Source organism: Algoriphagus mannitolivorans DSM 15301, assembly GCF_000429425.1.
In the GTDB taxonomy this organism is placed as follows: Bacteria; Bacteroidota; Bacteroidia; order Cytophagales; family Cyclobacteriaceae; genus Algoriphagus; species Algoriphagus mannitolivorans.
This window is the reverse complement of record NZ_AUBV01000017.1, coordinates 1-16,848: the sequence shown is the minus strand read 5'-3', so window position 1 is coordinate 16,848 and position 16,848 is coordinate 1. Positions and strand designations below refer to the sequence as shown.

11 protein-coding genes and 1 pseudogene are annotated in these 16,848 nt (G+C 42.7%); 3 read left to right on the top strand and 9 right to left on the bottom strand.

The genetic code is table 11. From position 1 onward, the window contains the following. Positions 1–68 precede the first annotated feature (68 nt). From G458_RS0116315 to G458_RS0116285, 7 genes are all read right to left on the bottom strand, one after another. Positions 69–1,277, bottom strand: a complete 1,209-nt coding sequence (locus tag G458_RS0116315; protein WP_035468392.1) for an Nramp family divalent metal transporter — start codon at positions 1,275–1,277, stop codon at positions 69–71. Beyond that, a complete protein-coding gene (locus G458_RS21050) occupies positions 1,274–2,767 on the bottom strand; it encodes a PQQ-dependent sugar dehydrogenase (RefSeq protein ID WP_035468391.1) in 1,494 nt (497 codons plus the stop codon). Before G458_RS21050 ends, G458_RS0116315 begins: the two co-directional genes overlap by 4 nt. Then, a complete protein-coding gene (locus G458_RS0116305) occupies positions 2,764–4,224 on the bottom strand; it encodes a BNR-4 repeat-containing protein (RefSeq protein WP_026952839.1) in 1,461 nt (486 codons plus the stop codon). Before G458_RS0116305 ends, G458_RS21050 begins: the two co-directional genes overlap by 4 nt. A 406-nt stretch (positions 4,225–4,630) precedes the next feature. Beyond that, a complete protein-coding gene (locus G458_RS0116300) occupies positions 4,631–6,094 on the bottom strand; it encodes a RagB/SusD family nutrient uptake outer membrane protein (protein ID WP_026952838.1) in 1,464 nt (487 codons plus the stop codon). A gap of 13 nt (positions 6,095–6,107) precedes the next feature. Then, positions 6,108–9,569, bottom strand: a complete 3,462-nt coding sequence (locus G458_RS0116295) for a SusC/RagA family TonB-linked outer membrane protein (protein ID WP_245579283.1) — start codon at positions 9,567–9,569, stop codon at positions 6,108–6,110. Positions 9,570–9,750: 181 nt separating this feature from the next. Further along, positions 9,751–10,773 (bottom strand): FecR family protein, encoded by a 1,023-nt coding sequence (locus G458_RS0116290; protein ID WP_026952836.1) that lies wholly within the window; start codon positions 10,771–10,773, stop codon positions 9,751–9,753. Positions 10,774–10,880: 107 nt separating this feature from the next. Next, positions 10,881–11,495 carry an RNA polymerase sigma factor gene (locus G458_RS0116285; protein WP_026952835.1) on the bottom strand — a complete coding sequence of 205 codons (615 nt, stop codon included), beginning with the start codon at positions 11,493–11,495 and terminating at the stop codon, positions 10,881–10,883. 1,012 nt (positions 11,496–12,507) lie between these two features. Here G458_RS0116285 and G458_RS21550 point away from each other — a divergent pair. Continuing rightward, positions 12,508–14,862, top strand: coding sequence for a GAF domain-containing sensor histidine kinase (locus tag G458_RS21550; RefSeq protein WP_026952833.1), 2,355 nt, complete (start codon positions 12,508–12,510; stop codon positions 14,860–14,862). Then, complete coding sequence (locus G458_RS0116270; RefSeq protein WP_026952832.1) at positions 14,852–15,265, top strand: response regulator; 414 nt, start codon at positions 14,852–14,854, stop codon at positions 15,263–15,265. The genes G458_RS21550 and G458_RS0116270 overlap by 11 nt, the downstream gene beginning before the upstream one ends. A 647-nt stretch (positions 15,266–15,912) precedes the next feature. On the opposite strand, the gene G458_RS21040 is transcribed toward G458_RS0116270, so the two are convergent. Next, on the bottom strand, positions 15,913–16,167 hold the full coding sequence (locus G458_RS21040; RefSeq protein WP_035468390.1) for a hypothetical protein: 255 nt from the start codon (positions 16,165–16,167) through the stop codon (positions 15,913–15,915). 87 nt (positions 16,168–16,254) lie between these two features. Continuing rightward, entirely contained in the window at positions 16,255–16,452 is a 198-nt protein-coding gene (locus tag G458_RS0116260; protein ID WP_051287384.1) for a hypothetical protein, read from the bottom strand. 114 nt (positions 16,453–16,566) lie between these two features. Here G458_RS0116260 and G458_RS0116255 point away from each other — a divergent pair. After that, a pseudogene (locus G458_RS0116255) lies at positions 16,567–16,827 on the top strand (transposase); the annotation flags it as partial. Positions 16,828–16,848: the final 21 nt, after the last annotated feature.

Genomic DNA, 16,848 nt, shown 5'->3' with positions numbered 1-16,848 from the left:
ACGAGAGTCTCGAAATCGAAGCCTTGCTTAATGAATGATTTGACTAGGGCCATATTGGATCATTTGATTTATTTCAGAAACAATTCATTGAAATTCCAGATGGCTAGACCACTCAATAAGAGTAGGCCGATGGCACCTGCTATTTTGGAAAATGGAGTATTGGCTTTTTCACCCATAATGCTTGGGTCATTTGCCACTGCATACATGGCCAAGCCAATAAATGGCACCAAGAATATGGTCACACTTTGGGCGAAAATGATCAGCTCGAGAGGCAGTTTTCCGAAAATCAGTGAAATACTGGCTCCACAAATCATCACCAAAGCAATCAAGCCCCGGACAGCCTTGGAGCTCAATTGATTTCCAAAACCCAGAGCATCTCCCAAAAGACTCCCTCCCACAGTGGCATTCCCCACCAGGGAAGAGAAGGAAGCCCCAAAGAGTCCAGCTAAAAACAGGTGCGCAGCATAGCTTCCAAAGAGAGGTTCAAGGGCCTTGGACATTTCGGAAGCAGAATTGACTGAGATCCCCTGAGGTTGGAGAACAGCCGCTGCACAGATGATGACCACTGCACTCATTAGGCCGAGAATATAAATTCCTGTCGCACTTCGCTTGGCGCTGGTTTGGCCGGAACCTGATTTCCTGCTTTCCTGAACCAGATAAGCCTGATAGAAAGCTCCCACAATAGAAAAACAGGAAGCTACAAAGGCAATCAGCAATCCGGCTGAACCCATTGGAATGGACGGCACAAAGCCCTGAAAAATCCCAGATATAGAAGGTTTGCTGAGAAATAAGGTGGTCAAGAAGGAAAATAACATCAGACCGACCAAGGCTATCATCAGCTTTTCCAAAGTCTTATAGAAGCTTCTGAAAAAGAGCAAAGCCATTCCCAGAAGATTGAATACCAGTACCCAAAGCCAAGTTGGGGTTTCGGTAGCCTCAGCCACCGCTATTCCAACACCGATCGAGTTCCCAGCCTGAAAGGAAGTGGTCACTAGAAATACTCCAAAACCGATGATAACCCCTGCTGCTTTTCCCCATTTATGGCGGATAAGCGACAAAAGGCTTTGATCTGAGCTAAGGCCTATTCTGGCTCCCATTTGAGTAAAAATCAGCATGAAGAAAATCGCAACCACCACCAGCCAAAGTGTCTCATAGCCATAACTAGCTCCCAGCTTGGAAGTCAGAGTCATCTTGCTGGGACCAAAAACCAAGGCTGCGGTAATGATCCCCGGCCCGAGAGTTTGCAGAAAAGAAAGTAGCTTGGATTTGGATTTCATTCTCGAGTGGATTCGATTTGGGTGGAAGAAATGGAGCTGGCAGCATTGCCCCAACTCGCTCGGATATAGGTCAATATCTCTGCCGCCTCCCGATTATCCAAAAAGGAGAATGCAGGCATGGCTTGGGCGCCGGTAGCGCTGGATTTACCCTGAAGCAAAATTTCAATCAAGACCCGAGGCTCTCCTTGAACCAGAGGGCTTTTAACCAAAGAAGGAAAAATGCCCTCCACTCCTTTTCCATCTTCTTTATGGCAGGAAGCACAGTAATTTTGATAGAGTTGCTTTCCGTCTAATGCCAACACTTGTGAGGCTTTCACCGGAATAATTGGATTGGAAGAAATTGTCTTCGCTGGACTGATTTTTAGAATTTTATCGTCTCCAGGAAGGGGAAAGCCCGGCTGGGGATTCCAATCCTGATTGCTGGTACTGAGGTAAACTGCCCCATCAGGACCAATGGCCACATCCCGAAGTCGTCCGTATAGATTTTCAAATAATATTTCCTCCGAATCAATCCTCAACCCATCAGAGCTCAAGAAAAGAATTCTAAGACTTTTCCCTTTCAGAGTAGTCAATAAAAGGGTGTTTTTCCAATCCGGAATGGCATCCGAACCATAAAAGGTCATTCCTGCAGGTGCAATAACCGGAGTCCAGGAATTGATGGGTTCCAGGGTTTTATATTGATCTGCAAATTCCAACTCAGCCTGCAAATCATGTTTTCCTTCAATAGCCGGCCAACCATAATTCCCGGATTTCTGGATCAGATTGACCTCGTCTTCGATGGCGTCTCCATGCTCAGAGGTATAAAGCAATCCCGAGGAAGAAAAGGCCAAGCCTTGCATATTTCGGAATCCCAAAGCCCAAACCGGACTTTTAGGATCCGGATTGTCAGAAGGAATACTTCCGTCCGGATTTAGCCGAAGGATTTTTCCGTTGGGTTTTTCAGGGTTTTGAGCATAAGTGAAATCATGCTTATCCCCTGTCGCCCAATAGAGCTTTCCGTCCGGTCCAAAAGCCAAACGTGAACCGTTATGAGAAGTACCTCCTTCGATTTCCATCAAAACTTTAGGATCTCGAAGGCTATAGTCCTTAAAGGTGTACCTCACCAATTTACTCCGGATCAGAGAGTCCTTTTTGAAAGTGTAGTTGAGGTAGAGAAAGGGATTACGGTGGAAGTCGGGATGTGCCACCATTCCCAAAAGACCCGAGGTTCGAACTTTCCACACCTCCTCAATTTGGAGAAGTAGCTTCTTCTCACCTGTTTGAAGGTTAATCCGGGAGACCTTCCCCTCTTGCTCAGCGATCCATAGAAACCCTTCTGAATCCACATCCAAATCCCAAGGCACGTTGAGGGAATCGGCCAATACCTCCACTTTCAAGGCAGTTTTATCCAGCTGAATGGTATCGAGTTGAATCAATTGTAACTCAGCTTGCTGAGGCTGACAGGCCATCAAGCCACCTAGTGCCAAAGCCAAAAACCACTTTTTCTTCATTTTTTTGAGCTGGATTTTATAAGAATAGGCTTTGCAAAATCTGCTTTCATCTCAGTGGGAAGGAGAAAGACATTCCCCTTTTTGTCAGAGAAGTAGAGTTGGGAAACCGATTTTTCACGACCATGTCCATCGGCCCAGAAGGCATAAAAATCCGGATGAACATTAACTGGTCTGCGGGCATAAGAGTGATTTCGCTCCGAGCCTGAAGTCATTATTTTGCTTTTCCAGGATTTCCCTTGATCCTTACTGATCCATAAAACCATCTCACCTCCGGTATTGAAAGGCTGGGGTCCCGTGGCTGTTGGGCCGATAATACGCCATTCACCTTTAGGATCAATATAAAGAGAGCCCATGTCGTAGTTGTTGTCCGAGGTGGTGACAGGGAGGATTTCCCAAGTCGAACCCGTAAATCGGGCGGTATTCCAGGTTCTTGGTCCTCTTTCAGGTCCGGCCTCAAAGCCTTTGCTTGTCACAAAAAGAATTACCGGACGTCCATTTTCATCATAGACCAGATCGTTGATATAGACCAAAAGTCCTTTGGACTCGTACTCCGCAGCCAAGGCCGGAGTCTGAATGTCTGTGACCGGAATTTGGATTTTCTCCCCAGAAGCAGTTTGCCAAGTTTCTCCAAAATCCCTGGTTTCCAGATAATAGAGATTGGTCCGGAAGTTCAGGCCATTTACACCTTCTTTGATGGGATGAAAGTTAAATGCTGTTCCAAGGATATTCCCCTGCATTCCGCTGGTTTGGTAGTGGCCTTCAGAAATAGCCGCCAAATCCTTCCAGGCTGAATAGCTGATCCCATCCTCGCTTCGCATAAAACCGATGGTGCGCCGAGGTTTGGAGGGTTGTCCGGGAATTTTCTGTGTTTCGTAATGCGTAAATAGATTCAAAAAGCCTTTGCCCGGTTGATACCAAGTTTGCAGGTAAGAGAAATTATCCATGGGAACTATGCGGCCATCAACAATTTTGGTAGGCTGAATAGATTCAAATTCAGAAATGTCAAAAGGCCTCTTGCTTTTGCTGATATAGGCGGGACTGCTGGTGCCGTGGGCTGTGGAAAAAATCCAGATGTAACCTTCCGAATCGATATTCATGACCGGATTGTCATGGGCATTGTCCGTTTCCTTGTCAAGAACAATGGTAGGTCGGGGAACCATCCCAGTTTGATGGTCGAAGTAGGAAACCATGTGAAGCAGCGTATTTCCAGATGGATCTGCTCCCCCATAGCAGAAAAATGTTTTTCCCACTTTTTCCACATAGATGGAAAATGGATAATGATTAGCGGGATAAGTGCCCAGTCCTCCACTATACTTATAGACATATTCGTCTTTGGAAGGTTCATTGCTGTACCAAATGCCACGATAGCCAGTGTCCGACTGATTGAGCAGCTTGGGATTTTGGGCATAAATGCTTTGGGAAAGTGCCAGCAGGAAAAATAGAATTAGGGGTTTCATGGGTTGGTTTGAAGTTGTAAGACGGGAGACGGAAGTTTGTTGGAGGTTGGCGGTTTTTGGTTGTCGGTTGTCGGTTGTCGGTTGTTCGATGTCCGATGACCGAAGACGGGAGACGGGAGACGGAAGTTGGTTGTCGGTTGTGGGTTGTCGGTTGTCTGATGTCCGATGACCGATGACCGAAGACGGGAGACGGAAGACGGAAGACGGAAGTTGGTTGTCGGTTGTCTGTTACTAGTAACTATTAACTTTTAACCATTAACTATTTCCCGCTTACTGTTCTCCATTGTCTGTGGACTGTGGACCGTGGACTGTTGACATAACATTTATAACTCAAAACACTTCCAGCCTGCCCGTCCAATTGGGATTGAACAGGCTGGAAAGCATTGTTGAATTAAGTTGAAACTGACTAGTAGCCCGGATTTTGGGTCATCAAACCCGGATTGATATCAATCTGGCTTTGTGGGATCGGGAAGAGTGCCTGGTGAGCTTGCATGCCTTTGGATGCCATCACTTCAGTCGCCCGTCCTGTACGAACCAAGTCAAACCAGCGGTGGCCTTCAAAAGCCAACTCCATTCTTCTCTCCTTTTCCACAGCCGCTCTGAATTTAGCCTGAGAGTCAATCTGCAAGGCGGGGTTAGTATTGACTGCAGAAAGATCCGGCAATCCAGCTCTTTTTCTGATTTGATTCAGATAAGTAAACGCCGGACCATCTGCCACAAAACCTTGCTCATTAAGCGCCTCGGCATACATCAGCAGTACATCTGCATAACGCAAAACGATCCAGTTCACATCCGAATCCAAATTGGAAGCAGGAGTACTCAGGTATTTCTTGATGTAGTTGTGCTTGGTTTCCTTACCATTGAGCACATAGCTAGTGGCCATAGAAACATCCCTTCTCAAATCTCCCTGCTCATAAGCCTTGAAAAACTCATCCGTAGGAATGTTCTGGCCTAGAGGGTTTCCTATTGATACCACTGCAGTACCGGATCCAATCGGGGCAAATTGATTTGAAAAAGGACTTCCTTCTCCACTTACTCCTCCTTTAAACTGAACCTCGAAAATTGACTCAGAATTGTTTTCATTTGTCGGGCCAAAAATCCCCGCATAAGTTGGTCGCAACTGATATTTTGTCTGAGCTGAGGCATCAATCAATTGCTTGAGTTTATCAGCCGCAAGTGTCCACTGACGCTGGGTAAGGTAAACTTTTCCCAACAAAGCCATAGCAGCACCTTTGGTGGCACGGCCTAGGTCAGCACCGGTGTAGGTGAATGGAAGCGCTCCTTCTGCTTCTGTCAAGTCAGCGATGATCTGCTGGTAAACCTTTTGAGTGGTCTCTCTGCCATATGCATATCCTTCCTGAGGATTATTGATCACAGTCAGTACCAAAGGAACATCCCCATAGATCCTTACTAGATTGAAATACATCAAAGCTCTGAGAAACTTCGCCTCTCCGATGTATCTGGCTTTAAGGCTGGCGTCCATGTTGACTCCGTTGATTTTTTCAATCAGGATATTGGCTGCCTGAATTCCCTGATAATGGGCATTCCAGGTATTGGAACTGATAGAAGTGACCGGCACATTGGTGAAATCATCCACTGCCTGCTGATCTGCACCAGCCGCGGGGTTGGTGATTTCAGTGTTATCGGATCTGAGTTCACCGATGATGTGCATGGAGGAATAATATTGACCTCCGTATTGCAAAGACCCATAGACTGCTGTAAGGGCATTTTTCATGTCCTCCGGAGTCTTATAGAAATTATTGCTGTTTTGCTGGGAAATAGGAGCCAAATCCAGAAAATCACTACTGCATCCGGTTGCGGTCATAAGGGCCAAAGCTCCTGCTGCGAAAAGAATTTTGATATTTTTCATCGTGAAGATCAAGTTAGAAGCCAACATTTAAACCAAACATAAAGGAGCGGGCCAATGGGTATCCGCCGGCATCCACCCCAGGCACCAAAGTGCTTCCACCTTGGGCACTTACTTCAGGATTGTATCCTTCGTACTTGGTAAAAGTGTAGGCATTTTGTACCGTAAAGCTCAATCGAGCACTGGAAAGCTTCAGCTTTTGAAGGGAGGCTTGAGGTAAATTGTACCCCAAAGTGATATTCCGAATTCTCAGGAAAGATCCATCTTCTACAAAAAGAGAGGTCACATTATTTACCACGTTACTTCCTGCCAAGGCATTGAAGTTTCGGTCAATCATTGGGGAAACACCGTCTCCGGGATCGGATTCAGATTTCCATCCATTGGCGGTACTTCTCAAGACATTATAGGTACCGGAGTAATTGCCATAATATCTTCTGGCAAGGTTAAGTACCTCAAAACCCTCTACACCCTGAAGGGTAAAGGAAAAGTCAAACCCCTTATAAGCAAAGGTATTGGTCATCCCGTAAGTGTAATCCGGGAATGGACTTCCAAGAATTGTCCGGTCGGCAGTGGTAATAACTCCATCACCATTGATGTCTGCGAATTTCAACTGACCCGGCTTAGATTGTACCGTTCCATTTCCATTTCGGATCACAGGGCTGCTATCAATATCCTGCTGATTTTGATATACTCCCACAACTTGGTATCCATAAAAGCTTCCCGGCTGGGAACCAATCTGAGTAATATGAGTAGGTGCAGAAGCTGATGTAGCTTGTCTGGAGATAATTGGTGATCCATCAGGACCTAAGGCTTCTACTTGGATTTTGTTGGTAGAAATATTGAAATCCGTGGTCCACTTGAAGGCTCCTACCGTGTTTCGGCTGGTAACCGTAAACTCCAAACCTTTATTCAAGATCTCTCCGATATTCTGAAGGGCTGTGTTATAACCGGTCAAAGTTGGCACTGGCACATTCAACAATAAGTCTGAAGTGCGTTTTTGGTAATAATCCGCAGAGAGGTAGAATCTGTTTTGCATAATCCCCAACTCGATCCCGATATCCGTCTGACGGTTGGTTTCCCAACCTAGCCTGCTGTTTGGAATATTAGAAAGTCTTATCCCGTTATTCACGACACCTCCATTGGTTCCGAAAATATAGTTTTCAGGGCTTGTCAAACCGATAGCGCCATAGTTGGCGATGAAATTATTCCCGGTAAGACCTGTACTCGCCCGAAGTCTTAACTCAGAAATCCAGTCAATTTCACTCATGAAGTTTTCCTCAGAAAGTCTCCAACCCAAGGAAATGGATGGGAAAAAGCCCCAACGGTTTTCTGCACCAAAGCGAGAGGAACCGTCCTGACGGAAGGTTGCAGTCAGAAGATAACGATCGTCAAAGTTGTAGTTGACACGAGCCAAATAAGAAAGCAGTGACCACTCTTCTTTGGTATTGAAAGCACTGGTAATTAGACCTGCAGCATTGAGCGTTTTGATATTGTCATTTGGAAAGTTGGTGCCCGTGATACGGTTGAAATCCAAAAGCTCATTTTGTGCAGTGTATCCCAAGACCGCATCCAGATTATGTTTCCCGAAGGATTTGGCATAGCTCAGAGTAAATTCAGCAAGCCAGTTTCTGGTTTGGCTGGTAGTATTGGTGCCTACGGCAGGTTTGGTCAGGTTGACACTATTCGGGTTAATCAGAGAATTGGAGAAAATATCCTCCCTGAAATTCCGTACATCTCCACCCACCAAAGTCTTGAACTTCAGATTGTCAACCAGGGAAAATTCTGCGAAGGCAGTTCCCAAAAGCCGAAGAGTCCCCTGCTGATGAAAATATTCCTTTGCGATTTTCACTGGATTATCCACCTCAGAAAGTCCGATACCCTGGCCAGTCACTTTGGTATAATTGCCGTCCGCATCATAAGGAGTCAAGTGAGGGGCTGCAGTGATGGCAGACTGGATAATCCCTCCCCCCTGCCAGTTTCCTTCAGCTAAAGACTGATTGGAAAAGGTATAGGTCGGCGTGACATTGGCGCCAACTTTCACCCGCTTGTTCATTTGGGATTCCACATTTACGCGGAAAGAATAGCGTTTCAGGTCAGAATTGATAATCACACCCTGCTGATCTAAGTAGCCGGCAGATACAAAATACTTAGTCTTGTCATTTCCACCTGAAAAGTTCAACTGATAGTTGCTCATGCTGGCGGTACGGAAGATTTCCTTTTGCCAGTTAGTCCCCTCGCCGAGGGCATCTGGATTTTGCAAAATTTCCGGAAGGACATACATCACGTTGTTTCCTCTCGCCGAATTCGGATCTGAGGCAGATCTATTGGGTCCAGAGTTGACCCAAGCGTTGTTTCTTGACTCATTGATATAGGTCGCAAACTCCCTTGCATTCAGGACGTCCACGAGTTTTTCTACTTGCTGTACACCCGTGCTGACGTTAAAATCAACGCGTGAAGTACCGGTTTTACCGGATTTGGTCGTGATCAAAATCACCCCATTAGAGCCTCTTGAACCATAAATAGCCGTGGCAGAAGCATCTTTCAATACCTGAATATTATCGATATCCGCTGGGTTGATGGTATTAAGAGGATTGTTTCTTTGGTCAAAGTCATTGGTTACCGGAAACCCGTCCACCACATACAGGGGTTCGTTGCCGGCACTTAGAGAACCTGCGCCACGGATACGTACGCTTGCCCCCCCACCCGGAGCACCGGTAGCTTGAGTGACTACTACCCCAGCCATTTGTCCAGCCAGCGCCAAGTCAAGGCTAGGTACTTGTTGGTCTTTTATTTTATCAGAATTGATCGCACTGACGGAGCCAGTGATATCCTTTTTTTGGATGGTACCATAGCCAATCACCACGAATTCCTGAAGGTTGTTTTCTTCTACAGACATGCGTACATCCAGAGTCGAGGCAGTACCCACCACTCTTAGCAGGGTTTGGTAGCCGATAAAGGAAAATAGCAATACCTGCCCTTCAGAGGCTTCAATGGAGTATTTTCCATCTATATCAGTAACTGTTCCCACAGTAGTTCCCTGCACCAAAACGGTCACGCCCGGCATAGGAGATCCAGAATCGTCATAGACTGTTCCGGAAATGGTAGCCAACTGAATTTCTTTGGTTATTAATTCTTGGGTTTCATTGCTATTCGGGATTACAGAAATCGTGTTGTTGACCTGTTTAAACCGAAGGTTGGTTTGTTTGGCTACCTGAACCAGGTGTTCTTCCACACTTCCCGAAGGATTGATTTGCGTGAGGGTTGGAGTATTTTTTACAGCTTGCTGGGTGTAAAAAAATCTGAAATCAGTTTTTCGCTCGATTTCCTGAAAAAGTTGAAGAAGAGAATAAGAGGTCTTCTCCAATTTCAGGTGAACTTCGTCGATGCTCTTTACCTGAGCCTCAGAGGTGCTAGCCATGAGAGGACTCAAGGTCAGGAGGAGGATGGCGACTCCCCGAACTAGTATCTTAATAGACATGACTATTAACGGTAGGATTTTTTTCATAATTTGGAATGATAAGTTGGAACATAGAAATACCCTTTGGATGCCAGACCGCTAATCTTCAATCCTTGGGTGCCGTGTTTTGATTTTCACAGGAGTGTATTGCCGTACGCTCCTGTTCTTTTTTCATCTGCTTTCAATTTTTCATAGGATCTGATCAGTTAAAGTGGATGATGACTTCTTTTTCATTAAGCTGGTAGCTGAAACCCATAGATTCGCTCAGGACATGGAGGACATTGCGCAGGGACTCATTATTTCCGAAAGTACCTGTAGCAGAATCCTGAGAGGGTTTTCCGGTTACTTTTACATTCACTCCATACCAGCGCTGCAGGATATCGATCATATCCGGGAAGTTGGTATTTTGAAACTTCAGCACTCCGTCTTTCCAGAGGATCCGGTCACGGGTATCTACTTTGTATTTCTGAGGATTACTTTCATCCACTGCCAAAAGGGACTCTTCCCCGGGGTTGAGCAGTAGTTCTTGACTTGCTCCCAATTGCTGAAGCTTTACTTTTCCGGTCACCAGGGTAACCGCTACTTTATCCTGGCGATTGAAAGTGGAAATATTGAAGGAGGTTCCTAAGGCAGTGGTGGTTATTCCTTTTGCTTCTACAGAAAAAGGATGTTCCGGATCTTTTGCCACTTCAAAAAAGGCTTCACCTTCCAGAGAAACCCGTCTGTTGGTCTGAAAATCTTCCGGATAAGAAACCGAACTGGCGGAGTTGAGGTAGATCGTAGAACCGTCAGAAAGAAGAATCCTTGTTTTCTGTCCGGAAGGATTGGTGCGTGTAATCCACTTGGATGCTTCGGCAAGCTCGGTTTGAGGCTCTACGCCCTGAGGCTGCTGAGAGGAGAAATAGGCATAGGCCGAAACCCCGATCAGAATGACCGCAGCAGCATATTTTGCCCAAGACCAGATTGATCTTACAGGCTGTTGGGAAAGACTTTTGTGAATAAATGGCTTAGCAAACCCTGATTTTTCAGCTTTTATTTTTAGCCACAGGGGATTATTGTCCCAAGAAATGCTTTGGGATTTTAGTTTTTCGCTCCAAAGTTGGATGATTTCGGCAGAAAGGAACTCTTCTGCCTCCGGGCTTTCGAGCCAATCCAAAAACTCCTGGGCCTGTTGGGGGCTCAGTTTTCCGGAATAAAAATCATCGATTCGCTTTTTGTGATCCATGAGAGGTCTGATATTGATACCTATACCCTCAAGTCCGGCAAACTACTCACTGCCAAATGAAAGAAATGTGGTTTTTTTTATTTAAACCCAAAAAATCTATGGATTTATCAGTCCATCAATGCCAAAAGCACTGAATCAACAATAAAAAACAAAAGCCCTGAAGAGATAATCTTGAGTTTGGATAATTTCTCCTTGACCAGGGAAGTAGCTCTGAAAATCTGGTTTTCAACAGTCCTTTTGGAGATATTGAGCTGTTCGGCGATTTCTGCTACTGATAGGTTTTCAAGATACCGGAGTTGAAAAATTTTCTTCTGGGCAGGCGGCAGCTGCTCGATAATTTCTTGGGTAAGCATGCTAAACTCTGAAAAAATGATTTCATCATCAGCGCTGGCTGAAGTGATTTGCTGCAGCAAGGGGATTTTATATTGCTGAAAAGCGTAGAAACGGGCGTCTTTCTTGGCCTTTTTGATTATCAAGGAACGCACAATTGCAATCAGATAGGCATTGATGGAAAGTTCAGGGTCGAGTTTGGATCGGTTTTTCCAGATTTTCAAAAATACTTCCTGAACCACTCCCTCTGCATCCTCATGGCAAAGGTTCATTTTTCTGGAAATGTGATAGATTTTTTCCGAAAACAAGAAATACAATCGTTCAAATGCCTTTTCATCGCCATTTGACAATTGTACGACCAGTTCTTTTAAAGGATCATTTTCGGATAGCATCTTCGACACCCATATTGTGCCGTTAAGTAAACCAAAAAAAATAACTTTTGAATTAAATTTTGTGGGGTGTGGGTTGTGGGTTGTCAACGGTCCACGGACGACAGGGTGGAGTTATAAGTTTAAAGTGAAAAGTTTAAAGTTGGGGATGTGAGTTGTACGGTGTCGGATGTGAGTTGTACGGAGTCGGATGTGAGTTGTCGGTTGTGGGTTGTCAACGGTCCACTGACGACAGACCACAGTTGTCTCGAAATCCCAAATCCCAAATCCGAAATCAGGAGAGGTTGTGGGTTGTCGGTTGTCGGATGTCGGATGTCGGATGTTAGTTAGCAACGGAACTTGGTCGGCAGACCACAGAACGGATGAGGTGAGTTATTTTCTACTTGGCCCCGTAGGGGTCTAACTTTTGGTAACCCTGTCTTAGTCGTCAGGCAGGCCCAGGTGAGGAGGAACTGCCTGCCCCGATACTTATCTGGGACGAAACCCGGGGATCAAAGGTCATCGGAATCTTCAGCGCTGATCCGGGAGCATGGATTAGAAAAGTAATTCGATTACCAGCGCAATGGAAACGGTTTTTTTGATAAAAATCCCATTCAGTAATAATTCATTTAGTGAGTGGGAACACTCCGGGGCATAGAGAAAATCAATATCGCATGAATGAGGATACTCACGGGGGCAGAGAAAATAAAGAAAATGAAAAGTAGTATCTGGGTGCCCGGATTCCCACAAGTTCTGCCTAACCGACAATCAGTAACCATGTCAATCGCCGCTGAAATCGTACATATGAAAAGGACAAATATTACCTATCCAAGGACTATCAATCTAGAATTACAAAGTCAAAACTTATTGGTTTTCAAGATTTCGAGCAATGGAAACCAGAAAAAAAATATTTCAAGACGAGAAAGAATAAAATCACAGAAAAATAGAGGGGAAAAATTCTTAAATTTCAAACATTAATTTGCTTAGGCAAAAATTACTACAGTTCAAAAAAAAAACAAAAAACATATTTTTAGAAATGAAATACACTTCTAATACATCAAGAAAAAAGGTTTTAGAAAATTTTCACATTTTAGATACAGAAAGAGAGGATGTATTTGACGATCTGACAAAAATTGCCGCCTCTATTTGTGAAACAAATTTTTCTGCCATTACTATTATTGATGATAATAGACAGTGGTTCAAATCAACTTATGGATTTGAACTGAAAGAAACTCCTTTAAATCATTCTATTTGCGAAAATTTAATCCATAATTATAAAAATGGATTATATATACCTGATTTAACAAAAAACGAAAAATTTAAAAATCATCCTGCACTATTAAATTCAGGCACAAAATTTTATGCCGGTTATCCAATAAAAACGGAGTCAGGTTTTATTATAGGCAGTTTGTGCGTATTCGATAACGAACCCAAAAATTTAAGTTCTTTCCAGTTGGAACTATTAAAAATATTTGCCAATCAAGCAAAAAAACTAATCTACCTTCATAAGAAAAGCCATTGGCTAAACGAAGAACAAAAAAATCTATCCAGGAGAATGGATGCAGCCATTAAAGTCGCTAAAAACTCAGAAATTGGAGGTTTGTATCTAAACAAGTATGAAAAATTTCTGATATGGGGACCAAGCAATAATGTAATGTTTGGTCAAAACGAAGACTTTGAACTCACCTTCAATGATTTTATTAATGGTAATTTCACAGAAATCAATGAGGAATTAAAACAAATATTAGGGACTATACGGAAAATATATATTGAGAATAAATCAATAAAGTACAATAAAGATATCTATCTTAACAATTCTCGAAAATCAATTACTTTAAAAGTAGAATATGATACTGAAACTTTAACAGCAGCCATAATTGACATCACAAAGAATCAGCATTTAAAACACAAACTTCATTCATACAAAATCATGATGAATCAAGTGGAAAAGATTGCAAAAATCGGAGGTTTTGAATATGATGTAAACAGTGACCGCGTTAAATTCACCACAAATTCTTATAAAATTTTCGAACTAAACAGCGATCAAAAAATTAAATTTAAAGAATTACTTAAACTTTTTGATGAGCAAAGTAAACTAGAAGCCAATAGGGATCTACAATACGCAATTCACAATAAAGTACCCTACAATAATATTAGAAAAATTAGGTTAGAGTCTGGGATTGAAAAGATTATTAAAATTTCGTCGAACCCTATCATATACAATAATAAAGTAACATCTTTTATCGGAAGTATCAGAGACATTAGTGAAGAATATTTCTTAGAAGAAGAACTTAGAAAAAGCAAATTAAAAGCAGAACAAGCGGCATTTTTTTTCAAATCAATCGTAGAGAACAATCAAATATTTGTTTTTATATTAAACAGTAAATTAAAATTAGAGTATTGTAACTCTTACTTCAAAAAATTCCTAATTGATATAATAGGAATTGAAGAATACAACTTAAATACAATTATTGAAAAAAAATTTTCCTCAGTTTTGCTAAACTCCTCCGGTTTTAACAATTCTAAAAATTACGAATTTAAATCCTTTGAAAAAGGAGTTAACTATAAAACTTATTCCATATTATGGAACGCATCAACTATCGACAAACTTTTAAAATCTGAAGAGTTAATCGTATTTGTCGGCTTTGACATAACCGAATCAGAAGAAAGTAAGAATCAAATAAACCAACTGGTAGACTTAGCCTCTCATCAGAGCAAGGCTCTATTAGAGTTCAATAATATCATCTCCCATAATCTTAGAGGGGAAGTTTCAAATCTTCACGGACTTCTGACCCTGATAGACCTAGTAAATGAGGAGGAGGAGAAGAAATTGTACTTCAATTTAATGAAACAATGCACTCAAAACTTGGATTCAATATTGTTCCAACTTAACAAATTCACCTCTTTAAGTTTAAGTGAGCCAATTCTGATAGAACCTGTCCCACTTGCAGAACTTCTTTCAATGATTTGCGAAAAAACGTTTGGAGCTTATTTTGAATACAATGTGAAGTACACCCTGGATATTTCAGAAAATCATATTTTGCTTAGTTCAAATGAATACTTAGAAAGAATATTTACTTCCTTGATATCAAATTGTATTCATTTTAGATCCGACAAAAGACCCTTAAGAGTGGAGATCAAGTCAAATCAAATTAATTCTGAATTTTTAGAAATCACTATAATAGACAATGGAATTGGAATGGATTTAACAACTGGGTACGAAAAGCTATTCCACATCAACCATACCATTCACAAAATATCAGGGAAAAAGGGTTTTGGGTTATTTTTCGTAAAAAAATTAGTCGATATACTAGAAGGAACTATTGAGATTGAAAGTAAAATAGATGAGGGGACTACTGTGACTTTAAAATTCCCAAATCATGAAATTTGAAATAATGCTGGTTGATGACGATCTGGTATCGACATTAATTTCAAGAAAAATAGTTCTTAGCTCTGGAGTTTTTAATAACAATGAATTAATAATACACACCTATAATTTTCCAGAAAAAGCCATTGAACACCTTGAAAAATATTCAGAGACTTACAAAAGTATTGACCTAATCATGCTGTTGGACATAAACATGCCAAAAGTAGATGGATTTCAGTTTCTGGAAATATGCAATGAAAGATTTAAGGAGATCAGATTACATGTTTTTATGTTAACGTCCTCAATTAGCCCAGAACATAGAAAGAAGGCTAATTCTTATTCTTTGGTAAAGAATTTCTTTGTGAAGCCATTAACTTATGAAAATATCAAGGAAATAAAAGGATATATAAATGAATTAAAATCTTGAATCCCATTATTTAATTGAATTCTTAAAGGTTCGACATGAGTTGTGAGTTACTTCAATAAGCTCAGTACAGGTGTCGTTTGTGAGTTGTCGGATGTCCAATGTAGGTTGTAGGTTGGTCAACGGACCACGGTCGACAGACGACAGTTGTCTCGAAATCCGAAATCCCAAATCCGAAATCAGGAGAGGTTGTGAGTTGTCGGTTAGTTCGACAGGCTCACTACAAGTGTCGGTTGTGGGTTGTAAACGGACCACGGACGACAGGGTGGAGTTATAAGTTTAAAGTGAAAAGTTTAAAGTTGGGGATGTGAGTTGTACGGTTGTGGGTTGTCAACGGTCCACGGTCCACGGACGACAGACGACAGAACGTAAAAGGCAGGATATTTTCTACCTGACCTCAGGTATGGTTCAAGTCTTCAGACTTGGACCCACATTTATCCACAGAAGTCAAGCCACAGTCAACAGACAATAGCAATTCAAAGAAATGAGCAGTCTGAAGACTGCAGGAGGGTAAGCACAAGTCTGAAGACTTTCGCTAAGGAATTGAAAGTGAGTGAGGACACTCACTTGAGCGAAGAGAATATAAGACAGGTATGAAAAAACCCGGCCAAGAGACCTGACCGGGTTTAGTTTGGGTAACCAATCGACTACTAAAGGTCCACTTGGGACATCAATTTATCCTCCAGCCTAAGCTCATCCACGGTCAGCTGACAGATGCTGACCAGGATGGTTCCGGCGGTAATCGCATAGCCGGCAATTTCGGTCAGCAATTCGGGTACAAAACCCGGTGCCGAGAGAACAGCCAGGCCGATGGCGGCCAGGATCAGTCCAATCTTCTTCAACTTCTGGAAGAATGGAGGGGTGGGCAGGGATGCCCTGATCTTGATTTCCTCAATCGTGTTCATTTGATTAGTTATTAAGTTACTGGTTATTAGAGAATTTAGAAACCATCTTGAAACATAATTTGTGAGTTCCTTAGGTGACCCAATTCTCTATCTTCTCTTTTCAAAAAGAACCTTCAATCTGACCTGTTCGGACTCTAGCCGGATCACCGATTCTTTCAATACCTGAAACTGCTCTCTCATTTGCCTCAAATCCTGAATCAAGAGCTTCAGGAAAAAGGCAATGATCCCCAGGAGGATCGAAATCACTCCCCCTAACAGACTCAGGACCATTGCTGCATCCAACATGATTCCCTCCGGTAATGAACTCCCTTTCCGATCACCTGAAGCTCTACGATCTCTGTAAGCTTCCCCAAAAACTGGACAGTTTAAAAGACGACAAAGTCACTAACTTTAAACTGTATGAAGAAGTCAAGATTTACCGAAAGCCAGATCATCAAGGCAGTCAAGGATCATGAATCGGGCAGGGATGTAAATGAACTCTGCCGGGAATTGGGTATCCATCGAGGCACATTTTATCTCTGGAAAAAGAAGTATGGAGGCATTGAAGTTCAGGAGCTCAAGCGGCTCAAGGAGCTGGAGGAAGAAAACCGGAAGCTCAAGCAGATGTACGCGGAGCTGGCCCTAGATAACAAGATTCTCAAGGATGTTCTGGGAAAAAAGTTCTGAGCCCTGCTGACAGGA